This is a genomic window from Saccharothrix sp. BKS2 (assembly GCF_047689505.1).
In the GTDB taxonomy this organism is placed as follows: Bacteria; Actinomycetota; Actinomycetes; order Mycobacteriales; family Pseudonocardiaceae; genus Actinosynnema; species Actinosynnema lopnurensis.
In genome coordinates this window covers 42,154-60,669 of the sequence record NZ_JAUQOL010000018.1, presented here as the reverse complement: position 1 = coordinate 60,669, position 18,516 = coordinate 42,154, and the positions used below count along the sequence as shown (strand labels likewise).

20 protein-coding genes are annotated in these 18,516 nt (G+C 72.4%); 8 read left to right on the top strand and 12 right to left on the bottom strand.

Going from position 1 to position 18,516, the window contains the following annotated elements:
* Nucleotides 1-62: 62 nt before the first annotated feature.
* Nucleotides 63-1,157 (bottom strand): DUF2332 domain-containing protein, encoded by a 1,095-nt coding sequence (locus Q5530_RS32065; RefSeq protein ID WP_415366555.1) that lies wholly within the window; start codon nucleotides 1,155-1,157, stop codon nucleotides 63-65.
* A gap of 98 nt (nucleotides 1,158-1,255) precedes the next feature.
* Between Q5530_RS32065 and Q5530_RS32060 the strand changes: the two genes are divergently transcribed.
* Nucleotides 1,256-1,936, top strand: coding sequence for a metallophosphoesterase family protein (locus tag Q5530_RS32060; RefSeq protein ID WP_415366554.1), 681 nt, complete (start codon nucleotides 1,256-1,258; stop codon nucleotides 1,934-1,936).
* Entirely contained in the window at nucleotides 1,926-2,765 is an 840-nt protein-coding gene (locus Q5530_RS32055) for a chromosome partitioning protein ParB (protein WP_415366553.1), read from the top strand. The genes Q5530_RS32060 and Q5530_RS32055 overlap by 11 nt, the downstream gene beginning before the upstream one ends.
* 35 nt (nucleotides 2,766-2,800) lie before the next feature.
* Here the strand turns inward: Q5530_RS32055 and Q5530_RS32050 are convergent, their stop codons facing one another.
* The 8 genes from Q5530_RS32050 to Q5530_RS32015 form a co-directional block, all read right to left on the bottom strand.
* On the bottom strand, nucleotides 2,801-3,772 hold the full coding sequence (locus Q5530_RS32050) for a hypothetical protein (protein ID WP_415366552.1): 972 nt from the start codon (nucleotides 3,770-3,772) through the stop codon (nucleotides 2,801-2,803).
* Nucleotides 3,773-3,952: 180 nt separating this feature from the next.
* Nucleotides 3,953-4,840: an SDR family NAD(P)-dependent oxidoreductase gene (locus Q5530_RS32045; protein WP_380638449.1), complete on the bottom strand. Its 888-nt coding sequence runs from the start codon at nucleotides 4,838-4,840 to the stop codon at nucleotides 3,953-3,955.
* A gap of 251 nt (nucleotides 4,841-5,091) precedes the next feature.
* Nucleotides 5,092-6,273, bottom strand: coding sequence for an ABC transporter ATP-binding protein (locus tag Q5530_RS32040; protein WP_415366551.1), 1,182 nt, complete (start codon nucleotides 6,271-6,273; stop codon nucleotides 5,092-5,094).
* A gap of 4 nt (nucleotides 6,274-6,277) precedes the next feature.
* Nucleotides 6,278-7,123, bottom strand: coding sequence for a carbohydrate ABC transporter permease (locus Q5530_RS32035; protein WP_380638447.1), 846 nt, complete (start codon nucleotides 7,121-7,123; stop codon nucleotides 6,278-6,280).
* Entirely contained in the window at nucleotides 7,123-8,028 is a 906-nt protein-coding gene (locus tag Q5530_RS32030) for a carbohydrate ABC transporter permease (protein ID WP_415366629.1), read from the bottom strand. The genes Q5530_RS32035 and Q5530_RS32030 overlap by 1 nt, the downstream gene beginning before the upstream one ends.
* A 47-nt stretch (nucleotides 8,029-8,075) precedes the next feature.
* The gene (locus Q5530_RS32025) at nucleotides 8,076-9,329 is read right to left on the bottom strand and encodes an ABC transporter substrate-binding protein (protein WP_415366550.1); all 1,254 of its coding nucleotides are present in this window, start codon (nucleotides 9,327-9,329) and stop codon (nucleotides 8,076-8,078) included.
* Nucleotides 9,330-9,521: 192 nt separating this feature from the next.
* Nucleotides 9,522-10,013: a general stress protein gene (locus tag Q5530_RS32020; RefSeq protein ID WP_380638489.1), complete on the bottom strand. Its 492-nt coding sequence runs from the start codon at nucleotides 10,011-10,013 to the stop codon at nucleotides 9,522-9,524.
* A 445-nt stretch (nucleotides 10,014-10,458) separates the two neighbouring features.
* Entirely contained in the window at nucleotides 10,459-11,655 is a 1,197-nt protein-coding gene (locus tag Q5530_RS32015; protein ID WP_415366549.1) for an acyl-CoA dehydrogenase family protein, read from the bottom strand.
* 142 nt (nucleotides 11,656-11,797) lie between these two features.
* On the opposite strand from Q5530_RS32015, the gene Q5530_RS32010 reads away from it, so the two are divergent.
* A complete protein-coding gene (locus Q5530_RS32010; protein WP_415366548.1) occupies nucleotides 11,798-12,241 on the top strand; it encodes a DUF4190 domain-containing protein in 444 nt (147 codons plus the stop codon).
* Here Q5530_RS32010 and Q5530_RS32005 read toward each other — a convergent pair.
* Together Q5530_RS32005 and Q5530_RS32000 are read right to left on the bottom strand one after the other, a co-directional pair.
* Nucleotides 12,238-12,399, bottom strand: coding sequence for a hypothetical protein (locus tag Q5530_RS32005; protein WP_415366547.1), 162 nt, complete (start codon nucleotides 12,397-12,399; stop codon nucleotides 12,238-12,240). The two genes, Q5530_RS32010 and Q5530_RS32005, sit on opposite strands and share 4 nt — an antisense overlap.
* 108 nt (nucleotides 12,400-12,507) lie before the next feature.
* Nucleotides 12,508-13,467: an HpcH/HpaI aldolase/citrate lyase family protein gene (locus tag Q5530_RS32000; protein ID WP_415366546.1), complete on the bottom strand. Its 960-nt coding sequence runs from the start codon at nucleotides 13,465-13,467 to the stop codon at nucleotides 12,508-12,510.
* Between the two features lie 116 nt (nucleotides 13,468-13,583).
* Between Q5530_RS32000 and Q5530_RS31995 the strand changes: the two genes are divergently transcribed.
* The 4 genes from Q5530_RS31995 (at nucleotide 13,584) to Q5530_RS31980 (ending at nucleotide 16,606) form a co-directional block, all read left to right on the top strand.
* On the top strand, nucleotides 13,584-13,919 hold the full coding sequence (locus Q5530_RS31995; RefSeq protein WP_415366545.1) for a hypothetical protein: 336 nt from the start codon (nucleotides 13,584-13,586) through the stop codon (nucleotides 13,917-13,919).
* Nucleotides 13,916-14,758, top strand: a complete 843-nt coding sequence (locus Q5530_RS31990) for an aminoglycoside phosphotransferase family protein (protein ID WP_415366544.1) — start codon at nucleotides 13,916-13,918, stop codon at nucleotides 14,756-14,758. The genes Q5530_RS31995 and Q5530_RS31990 overlap by 4 nt, the downstream gene beginning before the upstream one ends.
* Before the next feature lie 110 nt (nucleotides 14,759-14,868).
* Nucleotides 14,869-16,122 carry a magnesium transporter MgtE N-terminal domain-containing protein gene (locus Q5530_RS31985; RefSeq protein WP_415366543.1) on the top strand — a complete coding sequence of 418 codons (1,254 nt, stop codon included), beginning with the start codon at nucleotides 14,869-14,871 and terminating at the stop codon, nucleotides 16,120-16,122.
* Nucleotides 16,115-16,606 carry a DUF1003 domain-containing protein gene (locus Q5530_RS31980; protein WP_415366542.1) on the top strand — a complete coding sequence of 164 codons (492 nt, stop codon included), beginning with the start codon at nucleotides 16,115-16,117 and terminating at the stop codon, nucleotides 16,604-16,606. The genes Q5530_RS31985 and Q5530_RS31980 overlap by 8 nt, the downstream gene beginning before the upstream one ends.
* 4 nt (nucleotides 16,607-16,610) lie before the next feature.
* On the opposite strand, the gene Q5530_RS31975 is transcribed toward Q5530_RS31980, so the two are convergent.
* A complete protein-coding gene (locus Q5530_RS31975; protein ID WP_380638435.1) occupies nucleotides 16,611-17,045 on the bottom strand; it encodes a MarR family winged helix-turn-helix transcriptional regulator in 435 nt (144 codons plus the stop codon).
* A 121-nt stretch (nucleotides 17,046-17,166) separates the two neighbouring features.
* Here Q5530_RS31975 and Q5530_RS31970 point away from each other — a divergent pair, with 121 nt between their 5' ends.
* Complete coding sequence (locus tag Q5530_RS31970) at nucleotides 17,167-18,336, top strand: Mrp/NBP35 family ATP-binding protein (protein ID WP_415366628.1); 1,170 nt, start codon at nucleotides 17,167-17,169, stop codon at nucleotides 18,334-18,336.
* Nucleotides 18,337-18,516: the final 180 nt, after the last annotated feature.

Sequence of the window (18,516 nt, the reverse complement as noted above, 5' to 3'; positions counted from 1 at the left end):
CGGCTGACGGCCGGGGGCGCGGGAGGACCCGCGCGGCCCCGGGGTGGACCTCCCGGGCGCGCCTAGTCCCAGGGCTGGGTGTCCCAGGTGAAGGGGATGCCGTGCCCCGCGCCCCAGCCCAGCCGCAGCGACACGCCCGCCGGCCACAGCTTGAGCAGCAGCCGGAACCGGTACGGGTCCGGCCCGTGGGTGCGGCCGGGCTCGTAGACCAGCAGCGCCAGCGGCGCCGGTGGCGTGGCCCGCGCCGCCGCCTCGGCCAGCACCGAGCGGCCCATCGCCCGGTCGGCGGGCGAGGTGTACTGCCACACCACCGAGTGCCACACGACGGTCAGCACGTCCCGCTCCGGGCGGGCCAGCTGCTCGGCCAGCCACTCCGGGCCGGAGGCGCGCCGCACCGGCACCGGGTCGAGCTGGGCCAGGTCCAGCGCGGCCCGCAGCCGCTCGAAGCGCGCCACCTGGTCGGCCCACACGAACGACTGGAGGTGCAGCCGGCCGTCCTCGGTGGTCACGTCCACCGGGTCGGGGTCGCAGCCGGCCCGCCGCACCAGGCGCAGGTTCTGCGTCACGTCCACGGGCGGGCGGCCCGTCCAGCACGGGTCGAGGGTGAACGGGCTGCCCGGGTCACCCAGCCGGACCCCGTCGACCCGGTAGGCGATGCGGTGCGGCCGCAGGTTCAGCCCGCCGGACGCGCCGACCTCCAGCAGCCGGACCGGGAAGCAGGCCCGGCGGCCCGCCGCGTCGGCGGCCAGGTGGGCGGCGGTCTGGAGGCCGCCGAACAGGGGCGCGCTGCGGCCCGGCTCGTTGGTCTGCACGGCCGTCGTGGAGACGAGGGCGCGCAGCTCGTCGGCGTGCTCGTGCAGCACGGGCAGCGCGTCGTCCCACAGCGTGGCCAGGTCGGGCTCGCCGCCCGCGGTCGGGTAGTGCGCGGCCAGCGCCGGGGCCCGGCCCTCCAGCACCAGCCGGTGCAGCGCGCCCGCGAACCGCAGGCCCGGGACGGTGCCCTGCCGGTCGCACTCGGCGCCCGCCATGACGCGCGCGACCACCCCGCCGCGCGCCAGGTCCTCGGCGGCCGCGGTCAGCAGGGCCAGGGTCAGGGGGCTGCGGCCGGCGCAGCCGCGGGCGGCGTCGAGGAACAGCTCGGCGAGCACCCCTGTCACGCTAGCCCGGTTTCCCTTGTGCGGCAGGGGGAGCGCGTCCCTTTTCACCCTTTTACCGACGAGGTGTCACCCGGCGCCGTTGCGCCTAGGCTCGACTGGTGCCGAAGGTGCTCGCGGTGGCGGACGAGGTGGTCGAGCGGCTGTGGACCGACCGGGTGCGGGAGCTGGGCGTGGACCTGGTCGTCGCGGCCGGCGACCTGCCGTTCGACTACCTGGAGTTCCTGTCGGGCGCGCTCGACCGGCCGTGCGTGTTCGTGCCGGGCAACCACGACGTCGACCTGGGCGGCTACACGAACGTGCGCGGGCTGTGGACCAGGGCGGGCCTGCCCGCGCGGTGGCCCGGCCCGGCGGGCGGGGTGAACGCCGACGGGCGGGTGGTGGACGTGGCCGGGCTGCGGATCGCCGGGCTCGGCGGCTCGATCCGGTACCGGGACGGGCCGAACCAGTGGACCGAGCGGCAGCAGGCGCGGCGGCTGCGGCGGGTGCTGCGGCTGGCCCGGTGGCGGCGGCTGCGCGACGGGCGCGGCGTGGACGTGCTGCTGACCCACTCCCCTCCCCTGGGCTGCGGTGACGAGGACGACCCGCCGCACCGCGGTTTCGCGTGCCTGCACGAGGGGGTGCGGGTGCTGCGGCCGCCGCTGCTGCTGCACGGGCACGTCCACCCGCACGGCACGCCCCGGTCCGACCGGGAGCTGGGCGGGACGCGGGTGGTGAACGTGGTCGGGTACCGGGTGCTGGACCTCGACCTCGGCGGAGGGGAGGCGGGCCGTGCCCCGTGACACCGGGTTCCCGCGGGCCGACGCGGAGAACGACTTCCTGCGCGCCCGCCGCGCGCAGGTGCTGTCGCGGCTGGCCGCGCGGCTGCGGCGGGAACCGGACGACGTCAACATCATGCTGCCGTTCCACGAGGTCGTGGCGGCGCTGGGGCAGGTGGGCGAGAAGCGGCTGGGGCTGCGCACCGTCCGCCTGGACTCGATCGTGGGCAGCGTGGACCGGACCCGCGACTTCGACCGCCGGTTCCGGCCCACCTCGGCGCGGGTGCGGGAGCGGTGGCAGCGGCTGGCGCTGGCGCAGCGGCGCGGCGAGCCGGTTCCCCCGATCGAGGTCTACCGGGTGGGTGACCTGCACTTCGTGCGGGACGGGCACCACCGGGTGTCGGTCGCCCACGCGCTGGGGCTGGAGGTGATCGACGCCCACGTGACCGAGGTGGTGACGCGGGTGGCCGCGCACGGCATCCGGCACCGGGGCGACCTGATCGTCAAGGACTACCGGCGGCTGTTCCTGGAGCGGGTGCCGCTGGGCGGCCGGGCGCGGGTGGCCGTGGTGCTGTCGGACCCGTGGGACTACGCGGTGCTGGGCGAGCACGTGGAGGCGTGGGGGTTCCGGCTGATGCAGGACGAGGGCGCGTTCCTGGACCGGGCCCGCGTCGCCGAGCGCTGGTTCGAGGAGGAGTACGCGCCGGTGGTGGAGCTGCTCCGGCAGGCGGACCTGGTGGGCGACCGCACCGAGACCGAGGCGTACCTGTGGGTCGCGGCCGAGCGGTACCGGCTGATCCGCACGCACCGCTGGGACCCGGAGGTGATCGCGGCGCTCCGGTCGGAGCGGTGAGGCGGCGGGACGGGGGTGGGGAAGGCGCCGGGTCGCTAGCCCCGGCTGTCCGCCCTGGGCAGCGGGCGCGCCTGGTCCATCACCCGGTCGGTGTAGCTGTCGAGCAGGCGGGTGGCGATCTGCTGGCCGTAGCCGAGCAGGACCGCCCACACCAGCAGCGCCGCCTGGGAGGCCACGCCGATCAGGCCGGTGGTCACGCCCGCGCCGAGCGCCAGGATGCCGACCACGGCCAGCGCGGCGCCCAGCAGCACCTTGATCAGGGCCTGGTAGCCGACCATCACGTAGGGCGAGAGGCTGGGCCGGCGGCGCAGCAGCAGCACCACCGCGGACAGCACCGCCCCGAACGCGCCGAGCACCTGGATCAGCCACACGTCCGAGGCCGCCTCGCCCCGGCCCGACGGGCACACCGTGGGCAGCTTCTCCGAGCTGACGCACATCGGGATCATGCCGGGGTCGACGATGCCCAGCACGCCGAGCAGGGTGTTGACCGCGAACAGCACCACGGACGCGGCGATCAGCTTGTTGCGCAGCGCCCGCGACCCGGCGTGGGCGAAGTCGGAGGCGTCGAACGCGGCCCGCAGCGCGTCGACCACGATCTCCCGCTCCACGGCCAGGGTGAACTCGCCGGGCCGCAGCTCCTCCAGGGCGCGGCGGCGGGGGTCCTCCTCGGGGAGGTTCTCCGAGACGCGGGCCTTGAGGCCGGGCAGGCGGCCGAGGAACCCGCGGCCCGCGGCCACGGCCGCGATCTCGGCCTCGTGCAGGGAGCGCCAGGCGCGCTCGATGTGCCAGCCGGACCACCACGAGGCCACCGACTGCCGGCGCGACTCCTCGCGGGTGATCATGTCGTCGACGACGGCGGCCTCCCGCTCGGCCACCTCGCGCCACCGCTGCCCCTCCTGGTCGAGCGGGTCGGGCGGGCCGAGGGCGGCGAGGTCGGCGCGGACGCGGTCCAGCCGCGACCCGACCACCAGCCGCCAGTCCGTGACCCTGGGTTCCCTCGTGCCCACGTCACCCATGGGACAGCGGAACGCCGCGGTTCCGCGATCAGCCATCGGGGTGATCGCGGAACCGGGGACGCCCGTCAGGGGGGTCGGAGCCCGCAGGTCGGGCCTGTGGATCAGGCCCTGCGGGTCGGGCCCTGCGGGTCAAGCCCTGCCGCGGAGGCCCCGCGGGTCAAGCCGTGCGGATCAGGCCGTGCGGCCGGGCTCCACCAGCTCCCGCAGGCGCGGCGGCATCCGCTTCTCCAGGCCGAACGGCTCCAGGTGGGCCTGGAGCACGTCGTCGAACGCGCGCTTCACCGAGGTCGTGTCCCAGGCGTCGCTCTCGAAGATCGGCTGCTTGAAGTGGGGCTGGCCGACGAGGTGGAGCTGGCGGCCGTTGCAGCGGACGACCTGCCCGGTGATGCCGTCCGCCGCGTCGCTGAGCAGGAACAGCACGAGCGGGGCGACCTTGCCGGGGGTGCGGTCGGCCGGGATGGCGCGCAGGGAGCGCTCGGACTTCCACACCATCCGGGTGTGGGCGACCGGGCACACGGCGTTGACCCGGATGTTCTCCGACTCCAGGTCCAGCGCCCAGGACAGGCTCAGCGAGGCGACCGCCCCCTTCGACGCGGAGTAGGCGGCCAGTTTCCGCTGCCCGAAGAACGCGCCGGAGGAAATGTTGACGATGGCGCCGCCACCCTGTTCGCGCATCGCCCGCATCGCGGCCATACCGGTGAATATGACTCCGAGGACATTCACCTCGACGAGCCGGCGGATCGAATCCGGGTCGTCCTCCCACGGCGAGGTCTCGTAGTTCAGCCCCGCGTTGTTCACCAGTCCGTCCACGCGCCCGAACTCGGCCTGGCACAACCCCACGATCTTCTCGGCCTCGTCCGGGTCGGACACGTCGTGGCCGCTCGCCGCGGCCCGCGCGCCGTGCTGCCGGATCCGCGCCGCGACCTCCTCCGCCAGGTCCGCGTCCACGTCGTTGACCACGACCGACGCGCCTGCCTGCGCCGCGTGCATCGCGTACGCCTCGCCGAGGCCACGTCCCGCTCCGGTGATCACCACTGCTTTGCCGTCAAGAATCCCCATCTCGCGCTCTTCTCCCTGCTCGACGGACTCCCCTGCCCCGACACCATTCGGCCGAGGTCGTCCCCGCCTTCGACCAGCGTTGGGGAGGGCCGGCGGGAACAGCGCCCCCGAAGCGGCGAGATGCGCTTTTGATGCGCTGAATGGCCCATGGAGTTCGTCCCGGCCGATGGTCCCGACCGATCAGTAACTGCGCGTGACGCCCACGGAAAAGGGCCGCCCCGATCGGGGCGGCCCCTGCCGGGAATGCGCGTTCAGCCCGCGTAGGTGAGGTTCTTGCCGTTGTTCGGGTCGAAGAGCTGCACCTTGTCGGCGTCGAACCAGATCTCGGCCTGCTCACCCACCGTGACCGAGGAGGCGGCGGACAACCGGGCCACCATCGACACGCCACCGCCGGGCACGTCGGCCGTGCCCGCGTCGGCGGCCAGCTCCGCCAGCTCGTCCGACGTCGCCTGGTCACCCGTCAGGTTGAAGTAGGCGAACTTGTCCGAGCCCATCGACTCCACCACGTCGACACCGCTGGTGAAGACCGCCCCGGACGAGCGAACGTGGTCCTCCACCAACCGGGCGTCCTCGAAGTGCTCGGGCCGCAGGCCCATGATCACCTCGCGGGGCGCGTCCCGGTCCTCCAGCAGCGTGCGCACCCGGTCGGTGAGCGGCACGTCGCCCAGCGCCGACCGGAGCGTGCCGTGCTCCAGCGACGCCGGCACGAAGTTCATCGCGGGCGAGCCGATGAACCCCGCCACGAACAGGTTGGCCGGCTGCTCGTAGAGGAACTGCGGCGCCCCCACCTGCTGCACCAGGCCGCCGCGCATCACCACGACGCGGTCGCCGAGGGTCATCGCCTCGGTCTGGTCGTGGGTGACGTACACCGTGGTGGTGCCCAGCTGCCGCTGGAGCCGCGACACCGAGGTGCGCATCTGCACGCGCAGCTTGGCGTCCAGGTTGGACAGCGGCTCGTCCATCAGGAACGCCTTGGGGCTGCGCACGATCGCGCGCCCCATGGCCACCCGCTGCCGCTGGCCGCCGGAGAGGTTCGACGGCTTGCGGTCCAGGTGGTCGGTGAGGTCGAGGACCTCCGCCGCCTCCTTGACCTTCTTCTCCACGGTGGCGTCGTCGACCTTCGCCAGCCGCAGCGGGAAGGCCATGTTCTCCTTCACCGTCATGTGCGGGTACAGCGCGTAGGACTGGAACACCATCGCGATGTCGCGGTCCTTGGGCGCCCGCTCGTTGACCCGCTCGCCGCCGATGCGCAGCTCGCCGGAGGTGATGTCCTCCAGGCCCGCGATCATGTTGAGGGTCGTGGACTTCCCGCAGCCCGACGGGCCCACCAGGATGACGAACTCGCCGTCGGCGATCTCCAGGTCCACGTCCCGCACGGCCACCGCGCCGTCGGGGTACTGCTTGGTCACCTTGTCCAGGACGATCTCGGCCATTGGCTCACCCCTTGACGGCGCCGGAGGTCAACCCGGCGACGATCCGACGCTGGAAGAACAACACGAACAGGATGATCGGGATGGTGATCACCACCGCCGCGGCGGCGATCGACCCGGTCGGGTCCTCGAACTGCGAGCTGCCGGTGAAGAACGACAGCGCCACCGGCACCGTGCGCGACGCCTCCGTGGAGGTCAGCGAGATCGCGAACAGGAAGTCGTTCCAGCAGAAGATGAACACCAGGATGGCCGTGGTGAACACGCCGGGCGCGGCCAGCGGGGCGATGACCCGCCGGAACGCCTGGCCCGGCGTCGCGCCGTCCATCTTCGCCGCCTTCTCCAGCTCCCACGGGATCTCCCGGAAGAACGCCGACAGCGTGTAGATCGCCAGCGGCAGCGCGAAGGTGATGTAGGGCAGGATCAGGCCGGGCCAGGTGTCGAACAGGCCCAGCGACCGCTCGATCTCGAACAGCGGCGAGACCAGCGAGATCTGCGGGAACATCGCCACCAGCAGCGACACGCCCACCAGCACCCGCTTGCCCGGGAAGTCCAGGCGCGCGATCGCGTAGGCGGCCATCGTGCCGAACACCACCGCGATCGCCGTGGCGATCAGCGCGATGCCGATGGAGTTCACCAGCGCCCGGACGAACTCCGTGGTGGAGAAGATCGAGCTGTAGTTCTCCAGCGTCCACTCGCGCGGGATGAAGTTGCCGTCGCCCAGGGTCTCCTTGGTCTTGAACGACAGCGACGCGATCCACAGCACCGGGATGAGCGCGTACGCCACCACCAGCACGTTGAGGACCGTCCAGCGCGCCTTGCGCGCCGTCGTCTCGGCTCCGCCGATGCCCGCCATCAGCGCCTCCCCCCGCTGTCGCTGCCGGGGGCAGCGGTGCCGAACAGCTTCACGAAGACGAACGCGATGATCGCCACCGCGATGAAGATGAGCACCGACATGGTGGAGCCGATGCCCAGGTTCAAGCCCTTGATCAGGTTGTTGTAGGTCAGCATCGACACCGAGGAGGTGCCCTGCGAGCCCGCGGTGAGCACGAACAGGTTGTCGAAGATGCGGAACGCGTCGAGCGTGCGGAACAGCAGCGCCACCAGGATGGCGGGCTTCATCACCGGCACGATGACCTTGGTGAACCGCTGCCACGCGCTCGCGCCGTCCATCGCGGCGGCCTTGAGCAGGTCGTCGGGCACCAGCGCCAGGCCCGCCATGAGCAGCAGGGCCATGAACGGCGTGGTCTTCCAGATCTCGGCCAGGGTCACCACCATGATGGCCGGGACCTTCTCGGTGAGCACGGGGTCGCCGCCCGCCAGCTCGGCCAGGTAGCCGGTGCCCGGTGTCCAGGCGTAGCGCCAGGAGAACGCGGCCACCACCGTGACGATGCCGTACGGGATGAGCGAGGCGGTGCGCACGATGCCGCGGCCGACGAGCGTGCGGTGCATGATCAGCGCGAGCGCCATGCCCAGCACCAGCTCGACCGCGACGGACACCACGGTGATCACCACGGTGATCCACATGGCGTTCCACCAGTAGGGGTTCGACAGCACCGTGGCGTAGTTCTCCAGGCCGATGAACTCGGTGCGGTCGGGGAACTTCAGGTCGTAGCGCTGGAGCGAGAGCCAGACGGAGTAGACGATCGGCCAGCCCGCGACCGCGGCCATGACCAGGATCGCCGGCGCGCACAGCAGCAGGCCCAGCTTGCGCTCGGCCTTCTTGCCCTCGCTCAGCGCGGCCCGCGCCTTCGGCGACAGCGCGGCCGTCTTGTCGTCGTGGCCGGGTTCGGCCTGGACGGCGTTGCTCACGGCAGCACCCCCTTGGAGTCGAGCGCGTCCTGGAGCTCGCCGCGCAGGCGGTCCGCGGTGGCCCGGGGGTCGATGCTCGCGGGCGGCGAGAGGATCGTGGAGATCACCGTGGAGACGTTCTGGTACGCCGGGGTGATGGGCCGCGCGCCCGCGCTCTTGAGCGTCTCCAGGATGGCCTCCTTCATCGGGTAGGGCTCGGCCATCTCCGGGTCCTCGTAGACCGACTCGATGGTGGGCGGCACGCCGTCGTTGATGGCCGCGAACTTCTGGTTCTCGGCGTTGCGCAGGCACAGCACCGCGTCGAAGGACTCGTCCGGGTGCTGCGAGAACGTGCTGACCGCGTAGTTGAGCCCGCCGACGGTCACCTTGGACTCGCCGCCCTCGACCGCCGGGAACGGCGCCCACCTGAGGTTCTTGGCGAACTCCGGGTTGGCCTGCGCGGCGGCGTAGACGTAGGGCCAGTTCAGCATGAACGCGGCCTTGCCGCCCTCCATCGCCAGGCGCGCCTGGTCCTCGGCGGCGTTGGAGAACGACGGGTCCACGACCGGGGAGGTGGCGAAGGTCTTGAGCACCTCCAGCGCCTTGACCGCGCCGTCGTCCATGACGACCTTGGTGCCGGTCTCGTCCACGATGCGCCCGCCGGCGGAGTTGACCAGGGTGTTGTAGAGGACGACCAGGCCCTCGTACTGCTTGCCGGTCGCCTCGACCAGGCCGGGCTTGCCCTGCCGGATCAGCTCGGTGCCCTGGTCGATCATCTCGTCCCAGGTCTCCGGCGGCGTCTGCACCAGGTCGCCCCGGTACCACAGGAGCTGGACGTTGGTGTTGTCCGGCGCCCCGTACAGCTTGTCCTCGTAGCGCGCCGTCTCCAGCGGGGTCTCCAGCGTGCCGCCCTCGACCTCGGCCTTGGGCTGCCCGGTGAACTCCCGGATCCAGCCCGCCTCGGCCAGCTCGGCCGTCCACGTGACGTCCAGGCTCAGGACGTCCATGCCGGTGTCCCCGGCGGCGAGCCGACGGGCCATCTGCTCGCGCTGGCCGTCGGCCTCGCGCGGCAGCTTGTGGTACACGATCTCGTAGCCGTCGGCCGCCGCGTTGCAGTTGTCGACGATCTTCTGGAAGTTCTCCTGCGGGTACTTGTAGACGTTGATGGTGATCCCGCCGTCACCCGAACCACACCCCGCCAGCACGGACGTCGCGACCAGCGCGGCGGATCCGGCGGCGGCCAACCGATGACGTTTCCGCGTGCCCCTCATCGGCCCTGCCTCCTTCCCGACAACGGAGGAGCCAGACCGCAGTGCCCGGCACCTCGTCGTGCCCCCGACCGGTCGGCCGGGGGGCCTGACCGGTGGGACGAACCTAGGCCCGGTGATCAGGTGCCGCAACCACCGGAGTCCGAACGGCCCCTGCCCGGGGGCCTCCGGCGGCACACCGGGATCGCCCCGGGCTCAGTCCTTGCCCGGGTCGGACGGGCGCAGGGCGAGGCGCGCGAGCAGGTCGCGGCCGCGCTCGGCGGAGCGGGGTTGGCAGAGCACGTCGTAGCGGCCCGCGACCAGCTGGCTCGCGCTCTGGAAGTCGCGCTTGCCCCTGGCGGAGCCGTAGCCGACGGCGGCGAAGATCAGGCCGAAGCCGATGCCGACCACCAGGCCCGCGACGATCGGGCCGAGGCTCGCGCCGGGGGTGGTGTTGAACAGGCTCAGCAGGACGCCGACGAACAGGCCGAACCAGGCGCCCGACGCCGCGCCGGTGCCCAGCACCCGGCCCCACGTCAGGCGGCCGGTCACCCGTTCGACGAGCATCAGGTCGACGCCCACGATCGTGACCTCCTGCACGGGGAAGTCGTCGTCGGCCAGGAAGTCGACCGCGCGCTGCGCCTCCTCGTAGGTGCTGTAGGACCCGATGGGCCACCCCGTGGGCGGGGTGGGCAGGCGCGGGGGCATACCGGGTCGGTTCTGGCCGGAGAAGGAACTCGTCACGGGGACCACCTCTTCGCGGTGCTGATCACCCCATCCTGCCAACACCGGGTGAAGGGCGCGAAACGGGTGAGCCGGAAACTGACGCGAACGTGATGCGGTCGTACCCCTCGGGGGCACACGCCCGCCCCTCCCACCCGCCCCGAAGATCACTTCGGACCGTCGAAGCCGCGCGAGTCGAACACCCGGGCCCACCGTGTCGAACGCTCAGGCCGCGCGAGTCGAACACTCATGTCCACCGTGTCGAACACCCGGGACCCCCGAGTTCCACGTTCGCGTCCCGAGGGGCGGGTCGCCCGGGTGACCCGAATGTGGAACTCACCCGTTCTGGGTGTTCGACACGGTAGTCCTGAACGTTCGACACGGTGGTCCTGAACGTTCGACACGGTGGTCCTGAGCGTTCGACTCGCGGTCAGGCGCGGGAGCGGTAGTCGCGCAGGAGGCCCCGGCTGATGATGGTCTTCTGGATCTCGCTGGTGCCCTCGCCGATCAGCAGGAAGGGCGCCTCGCGCATCAGGCGCTCGATCTCGTACTCCTTGGAGTAGCCGTAGCCGCCGTGGATGCGGAACGCCTCCTGCGTCACCTCGGCGCAGTACTCCGAGGCGATGAGCTTGGCCATGCCCGCCTCGACGTCGTTGCGCGCGCCCGAGTCCTTCAGGCGCGCCGCGTTGACCATCATCAGGTGGGCGGCCTCCACCTTGGTCGCCATCTCGGCCAGCTTGAACGCGATGGCCTGGTGCTCGGCGATGGGCTTGCCGAAGGTCCGGCGCTGCTGCGCGTACTCGATGGCCAGCTCGAAGGACCGCAGCGCGATGCCGCACGCCCGCGCCGCCACGTTGACCCGGCCCACCTCGACACCGTCCATCATGTGCCCGAACCCGTGGCCGGTCTCGCCGCCCAGCACCTGTCCGACCGGGACGCGGAAGCCGGCGAAGACCATCTCGGTCGTGTCGACGCCCTTGTAGCCCATCTTGTCGATCTTGCCGGGGATGGTCAGGCCCGGCGCGACCTCGCCGTAGCCCTCGGGCTTGTCCACCAGGATCGCGGTCAGGTTCCGGTGCGGCTTGTCCGAGCCCTCGTCGGTGCGCACCAGCACGGCGGTCAGGTTGGACGTGCCGCCGTTGGTCAGCCACATCTTCTGGCCGTCGACGACGAGGTCGTCACCGTCGCGGACGGCCCTCGTGCGGATCGCGGCCACGTCGGAGCCCAGCTCCGGTTCGGACATCGAGAACGAGCCGCGCACCTCGCCGGTCGCCATCCGCGGCAGGTAGGACCGCTTCTGCTCGGGCGTGCCGTGCTGCTTGAGCATGTGCGCGACGATGAAGTGCGTGTTGATCACCCCGGAGACCGACATCCAGCCGCGCGCGATCTGCTCGACCACCAGGGCGTAGGTGAGCAGCGACTCGCCGAGCCCGCCGAACTCCTCGGGGATGGTGAGCCCGAACAGGCCCATCTCCTTCATGCCCTCGACGATGTCGGCGGGGTAGGTGTCGTCGTGCTCCAGCGCCTGGGCGTGCGGGATGATCTCCTTGTCCACGAAGGTGCGGACCGTCGACAGGATCTCCTCCTGGACGTCGGTCAGTCCTGCGGTCCGGGCCAGGCGCGCCATCGCGGTTCCCTTCGTCGCTCCCGTGGGTTACCGGCGAGTATGGCCGGGTGGGCGGTCGGGCGCGCCCCGGAAGTGCTCCGCGCCACCCGCTGAACCGAAACAGCGGTTAACCTGTGCCTCGCCGTCCCACCAGGGGGTTCGAATGTCCCAGCCGCCGCCCTACCAGCACCCCGAGCAGCAGCAGCCGGGTCAGCAGCCGTACCCCGGGTACCCGGGTTACGAGCAGCCGGGTTACGAGCAGGTGGGGTATCAGCAGCCGGGGTACCCGCAGCCCGACCACGGGCAGGCGGGGTACGGGCAGGCGGGCTACGGGCAGCACCCCGGGTACGGGCAGCACCTCCAGCCGCGCGGCACCAACGGGATGGCGATCGCCGCGCTGATCTGCCTGTTCCTGTTCGCCCCCGCGTCCATCCCGCTCGGCGTCGTCGCGCGCAAGCAGATCCGGCGGACCGGCGAGGAGGGGTGGGGCATGGCCACCGCGAGCATGGTCATCGGCATCGTGCTGACCGCGCTCGGCGTGCTGGCGTTCGCCCTGCTGATCGTGATGTCGGTGCTGCTGGTGAACGAGCTGCCGCAGCCGCGCTAGGCGCCGATCTCCAGCGCCCCGCCGCAGTGGCGGCACTCGTCGAAGAACACGTGGACGTCCCGGGAGCACCGCGGGCAGGTCCGGAAGCTGCGCTCCAGCAGGTCGTCGGCGGGTCGGCGCCGGAACAACCGCCTGGGCCGGGCTCGATGTCGTGACACGCCCACCACCATGCCCACGGCCCGGGGCTTGATCGCCAATCGGGGGCGGGATCTGTGGGGATGCTCACCGGCGGGGTCACCGGACCGTGACCCCGCCGGCACGCCGCGTCAGCCCTCCGGCGGCGTCCACACGTCCGTGCGCGACATGCCCGCCGCGCGCCCCTTCGACGAGATCACCAGCGCCATCTTCCGCGACGCCTCGTCGATCATCTCGTCCCCGAGCATCACGGCCCCGCGCTTCCCGCCCGCCTCCGAGGTGTAGTGCCCGTAGGCGTCGAGGATGTTCTCGGCGTGGTCGTAGTCCTCCTGCCGAGGGCTGAACACCTCGTTGGCCGCGTCGATCTGGCCGGGGTGCAGCACCCACTTGCCGTCGAAGCCCAGCGCCGCCGAGCGGCCCGCCACGCGCCGGAAGCCGTCGACGTCGCGGATCTGGAGGTACGGGCCGTCGATGGCCTGCTTGTCGTGCGCCCGCGCGGCCATCAGGATCGACATCAGGATGTGGTGGTAGGCGTCGCCCACGTCGTAGCCGGGCGGCTGCTCGCCGACGACCAGGGACTTCATGTTGATCGACGCCATGAAGTCGGCCGGTCCGAAGATGATCGTCTCCACCCGCGGCGAGGCGGTGGCGATCGCGTTGACGTTGACCAGGCCCAGCGCGTTCTCGATCTGCGCCTCGATGCCGATGCGGCCGACCTCGTAGCCCATGGTCTTCTCGATCTGCGTCAGCAGCAGGTCCAGCGCGTGCACCTGCTCCGGCGTCTGCACCTTCGGCAGCATGACGCAGTCGAGGTTCGCGCCGGCGCCCTCGACGACCTCGGTCACGTCGCGGTAGGTCCACTCGGTGGTCCAGTCGTTGACCCGGACGACCCGCGCGCGCGAACCCCAGCCGCCCTCGTTGAGCGAGGCGACGATGGTCTTGCGCGCGCCCGGCTTGGCCAGCGGCGCGCACGCGTCCTCCAGGTCGAGGAACACCTGGTCAGCGGGCAGCGTGCGGGCCTTGTCGATCATCTTCTGGCTCGACCCGGGCACGGCCAGGCACGAACGACGGGGGCGCTGCTGGTCGACCACGGTGGGGTACCTCCTCGTACCGGCCGGTAACTCCTGTCCCGGCGAAGGGTGGCACGCACGCGGTGCGCCCGCTATTCCGTGAGTCCCGATTCACAGGTCCGTGGCAGGCTGAACCGGTGGAGATCGCACAGGTGCTGGACAACGCGCTGCGCAAGGCGGCCGCGGTGTGGGTCCGCCCCGACGGCCACGCGCCGCGGCTGGTGTGGGCGCTGTGGCGCGACGGCGCGGTGCTGGTGGCCGTCGGCGGCGCCGAGCAGACCGTGCCGGGCCTGGCCGACGGCGTGGCCTGCGCGGTCACCGTCCGCTCGCCGAGCACCCGCTCGCACCTGGTGGAGGTGGCCGCCACCGCCCGCCTGGTCGTCCCGGACGACGACACCGCCGCCGCCCTGCGCGCCGCCCGCCTCAACGCCCGACCCGCGTGGGCCGCGGTCTACCGCCTGGAGCTCGCGTGATCACCGTCCCGGACGACTTCGCCACCACCCTCGGCGAGGGGGCCCTGGCGTGGCGGGGAACGCTGCCCGACCTGGCCGCGGAGTTCTGCGACCGCTGGGCGCTGACCCCGGACGGCGGCCTGCTCAACGGCTTCGTCGGGGTCGTGCTGCCGGTCCGCCGCGCCGACGGCGAACCCGCCGCGCTCAAGCTGACCTGGCTGGACGAGGAGACCCGGCAGGAGCCGCTGGCGCTGCGGGCGTGGGACGGCGACGGGGTGGTGCGGCTGCTCGACCACGACGACGAGCGCGGCGCCCTGCTGCTGGAGCGCCTCGACCACACCCGGGACCTGGAGCGCGAGCCGCTGGCGGACGCGCTGGCCGTCACCGGCGGCCTGCTGCGCCGGCTGCGCCTGCCGGCCGGCCCGGAGTTCCGCCGCCACTCCCCCTCCGACCTGGTCGCGGAGAACGCCGCGCTGGGCGGACCGGTGCCGGCGGCGTTCGCGGCGCGGGCCACCGAGCTGGGCCGGGAGCTGGCCGCCACGGCCGGCGACACCCTGGTCAACGAGGACCTGCACTTCCAGAACGTGCTGCGCGGCGAGCGCGAGCCGTGGCTGATGATCGACCCCAAGCCGCTGGCCGGCGACCGCGAGTTCGGCGTGATCCCGTTGCTGTGGAACAGGTTCGGCGAGGACGACGTGCGGGAGCGGTTCGCCGCGCTGTGCGACCTGGGCGAGCTGGACGACGAGCGGGCCCGCGCGTGGACCTTCTACCGGGCGGTGGACAACTGGCTGTGGAGCGCCGAGTTCCACCGGGACGACCCGGCCATCTGCTCCGAGCACATCGCCCGCGCCCTCGCGTAGGTCCACAGTGGAACGCCCGGGTGGACTCCCGGTGGAACGCCCGGCCGAACGCGCGGTGAACGCCCGGTCGAACGCGGCGCCGCGCCCGCGTGCCGACTAGCCTGACCACCGTGGTCGCCGTGAACCGCGTCTTCGCCGCCCAGCTCGCCGGTCTGCCCGTGTTCGGCCCCGACGGGGAGTCCATCGGCAAGGTCCGCGACCTGGTCGTCGGCCTGCGCGTAGACCGCCAGCCGCCGCGCGTGCTGGGCCTGCTGCTGGAGCTGGCGACCCGGCGGCGGATCTTCGTGCCGATGCTGCGGGTGACCTCGATCGAGCCGAACGCGGTGACGCTCGCCACCGGCTCGGTCAACCTGCGCCAGTTCCACCAGCGCACCAACGAGGTGCTGGTGGTCGGCGAGCTGCTCGACGCCCGGGTGGCGCTCGCCTCGGGCGCGGCCGCGGTGCTGGTCGACGCGGCCATGGAGCCCTCCCGCACCCGCGACTGGCGGATGACGCGGGTGGCGGTGCGCGAGCGGACGGGCCGGCTGGCCCGGCGCGGCCCGGTGCAGGTGCTGCGCTGGGAGGAGCTGACCGGGCTGTCGGTGACCGAGCTGGCCGGCCAGCCGCAGGGCGCCGCGCACCTGGTGGCGGTGTTCGAGGCGATGCGCGCGGCCGACGTGGCGCTGGCGCTGCACTCGCTGCCGGCCAAGCGCCGCTACGAGGTGGCCGAGGCGCTGGACGACGAGCGGCTGGCCGACGTCATCGAGGAGATGGCCGAGGAGGACCAGAAGGACCTGCTCGCGCACCTGGACGACGAGCGCGCCGCGGACGTGCTGGAGGCGATGAACCCCGACGACGCGGCGGACCTGCTGGCCGAGCTGCCCGAGCGGGAGAAGGACCGGCTGCTGGAGCTGATGGAGCCCGCCGAGTCGGCCCCGGTGCGGCGGCTGCTGGAGTACAGCTACGACACCGCGGGCGGCCTGATGACGCCGGAGCCGGTGGTGCTCGCGCCGGACGCGACGGTGGCCGAGGCGCTGGCGCACGTGCGCAACCCGGACCTGACGCCCGCGCTGGCCAGCATGGTGTTCGTCTGCCGGCCGCCGACGGCCACGCCGACCGGCCGCTACCTGGGCTGCGTGCACATCCAGCGGCTGCTGCGGGAGCCGCCGTCCGACCTGGTGGCGGGCGTGCTGGACACCGACCTGACGACCCTGTCGCCCGCGGCGTCGCTGGGCGACGTGACCCGGTACTTCGCCACCTACAACCTGGTGTGCGGGCCGGTGGTGGACGAGACCGACCACCTGCTGGGCGCGGTGACCGTGGACGACGTGCTGGACCACCTGCTGCCGGACAACTGGCGGGAAACGGGGTTGACCCATGCCTGAGCCGCAGCCGCGCAGGCGGCTGGACCAGCCGCGCACGCCGGGCCGCCTGCGGGTGTCGCTCGACCGGGAGGCGTTCGGGCGAGTGGCCGAGCGGCTGGCCCGGTTCCTGGGCACCGGGACGTTCCTGTTCTGGCAGACGCTGATGGTGGTGCTGTGGATCTCGCTGAACCTGGCGGCGGTGTCGCTGCGCTGGGACCCGTACCCGTTCATCCTGCTCAACCTGGCGTTCTCCACGCAGGCCGCCTACGCCGCGCCGCTGATCCTGCTGGCCCAGAACCGGCAGGACGACCGGGACCGGGTGGCCCTGGAGGAGGACCGGGCGCGGGCGGCGCAGACCAAGGCCGACACCGAGTACCTGGCGCGGGAGCTGGCCGCGCTGCGGCTGGCCGTCGGCGAGGTGGTGACCCGCGACTACCTGCGCGGCGAGCTGGAGCGGGTGTTCCGGGAGCGCCGCAGGCAGGTCCGGGACGACGTGCCGTCCTGACCCGTCAGGGCTCGCCGGCGAGGCGGTCGCAGGTGCGGCCGAACGCCTCCAGCTCGGCCGCGCCGAACTCCTCGGCGAAGTGGCGCACCACGCCCGCGAGGTGGGTGCCCGAGGCGATCCGCAACCGCTCCAGGCCCTGCGGGGTGAGCACCGCGACCACGCCGCGGCCGTCGCCGTCGGCGCGTTCCCGCAGCACCAGGTTCGCGCGCTCCAGGCGGTCGACCAGCCTGGTCACGCCGGAGCGGGACAGCAGCACCGCCTCGGCCAGCTCGGTCATCCGCAGGCGGTGCTGCGGGGTCTCGGCCAGTTGGACGAGGACGTCGTAGGCCGCGAGCGACAGGCGTTGCTCGGCGATCAGTTCGGCTTCCAGGACCCGAGTGAGCCGAGCATGGGCCCGGAGGAACGATCGCCACACCCCCAGCTCGGTTCGGGTGGGCAACCGGGCACTTCCGGTTTCCGGCACGAACACCAATGTTACGGAAAGCACGCAACCGGCTTCGCGCTGCCCCCGGGGCCGGGGTGACCAGCCGGTAGCTTTGGTGGTGCACGGCCGCCGTAGCATGGCGGTCCCACCACCTCCGGCAAAGGCGCGCGCAGTGACTCTTCCTACCGTTGACGACGTGCAGCAGGCGTTGGCCGGGGTCCAGGACCCGGAGATCCGGCGTCCGATCACCGAGCTGGGCATGGTGAAGGACGTCGTGGTCGGCGCCGACGGCGTCGTGGACGTGGCGATCTTCCTGACCGTGTCCGGCTGCCCGCTGCGCGACAAGATCACCGCCGACGTGACGGCGGCGGTGTCCGCGCTGGCCGGCGTGACCGGGGTGCGGGTGGAGCTGGACGTGATGAACGACGCGCAGCGCACCGAGCTGCGCAGGTCGCTGCGCGGCGGCGTCGAGGAGCCGGTGATCCCGTTCGCCCAGCCCGGGTCGCTGACCAGGGTGTACTGCGTGGCCTCGGGCAAGGGCGGCGTGGGCAAGTCGTCGGTGACGGTGAACCTGGCCGTGGCGATGGCCGCGCGGGGCCTGTCGGTGGGCGTCGTGGACGCCGACATCTACGGCCACTCGATCCCGAGGATGCTCGGCACCGCCGACCGGCCGACCCAGGTCGAGAAGATGATCATGCCGCCGCAGGCGCACGGCGTGAAGCTGATCTCGATCGGCATGTTCACCCCCGGCAACACCCCGGTGGTGTGGCGCGGCCCGATGCTGCACCGGGCGCTCCAGCAGTTCCTGGCCGACGTGTTCTGGGGCGACCTGGACGTGCTGCTGATGGACCTGCCGCCGGGTACCGGCGACGTGGCGATCTCGGTGGCGCAGCTGGTGCCCAACGCGGAGATCCTGGTCGTGACCACGCCCCAGCAGGCGGCGGCGGAGGTGGCCGAGCGGGCCGGGTCCATCGCGTTGCAGACCCGGCAGCGGGTGGCGGGCGTGGTCGAGAACATGTCGTGGCTGGAGCTGCCCGACGGCACCCGGATGGACGTGTTCGGCTCGGGCGGCGGGCAGGCGGTGGCCGACTCGCTGACCCGGGCGGTGGGCGCGGAGGTGCCGCTGCTGGGCCAGGTGCCGCTGGACCCGCGGCTGCGGGAGCAGGGCGACGCGGGCACGCCGATCGTGCTGGCGCACCCGGACTCGGCGGCGGGGCGGGTGCTGTCGTCGGTGGCGGGCGCGCTGTCGACGCGGTCGCGCGGGCTGGCCGGCCGGCTGCTGAACGTCTCGCCCGCCGGGCGGTAGCCGCACCGACCCCCCGACAGGCCCCCGGGACACCCCGGGGGCCTTCTTCGTGCGCGCTTCGTGCGCGGCGACCGTTGACGAACCGGAACTCATCTGCAACCTTTGAGCGCAACACTGCAAGAACTCGACAAAGACAACTCAAAAACTTCGCTACTACCTGCAACCCGCCAGCAGGTAACC

Coding starts and splice junctions, on each gene's coding strand:
- Q5530_RS32045 (WP_380638449.1), bottom strand. CDS start 4,840: ATGGGGATTCTTGACGGCAAAGCAGTGGTGATCACCGGAGCGGGACGT.
- Q5530_RS31980 (WP_415366542.1), top strand. CDS start 16,115: ATGCCTGAGCCGCAGCCGCGCAGGCGGCTGGACCAGCCGCGCACGCCG.
- Q5530_RS32015 (WP_415366549.1), bottom strand. CDS start 11,655: ATGGCGCGCCTGGCCCGGACCGCAGGACTGACCGACGTCCAGGAGGAG.
- Q5530_RS32020 (WP_380638489.1), bottom strand. CDS start 10,013: ATGCCCCCGCGCCTGCCCACCCCGCCCACGGGGTGGCCCATCGGGTCC.
- Q5530_RS32010 (WP_415366548.1), top strand. CDS start 11,798: ATGTCCCAGCCGCCGCCCTACCAGCACCCCGAGCAGCAGCAGCCGGGT.
- Q5530_RS32035 (WP_380638447.1), bottom strand. CDS start 7,123: ATGGCGGGCATCGGCGGAGCCGAGACGACGGCGCGCAAGGCGCGCTGG.
- Q5530_RS31970 (WP_415366628.1), top strand. CDS start 17,167: ATGGCGGTCCCACCACCTCCGGCAAAGGCGCGCGCAGTGACTCTTCCT.
- Q5530_RS32040 (WP_415366551.1), bottom strand. CDS start 6,273: ATGGCCGAGATCGTCCTGGACAAGGTGACCAAGCAGTACCCCGACGGC.
- Q5530_RS32025 (WP_415366550.1), bottom strand. CDS start 9,329: ATGAGGGGCACGCGGAAACGTCATCGGTTGGCCGCCGCCGGATCCGCC.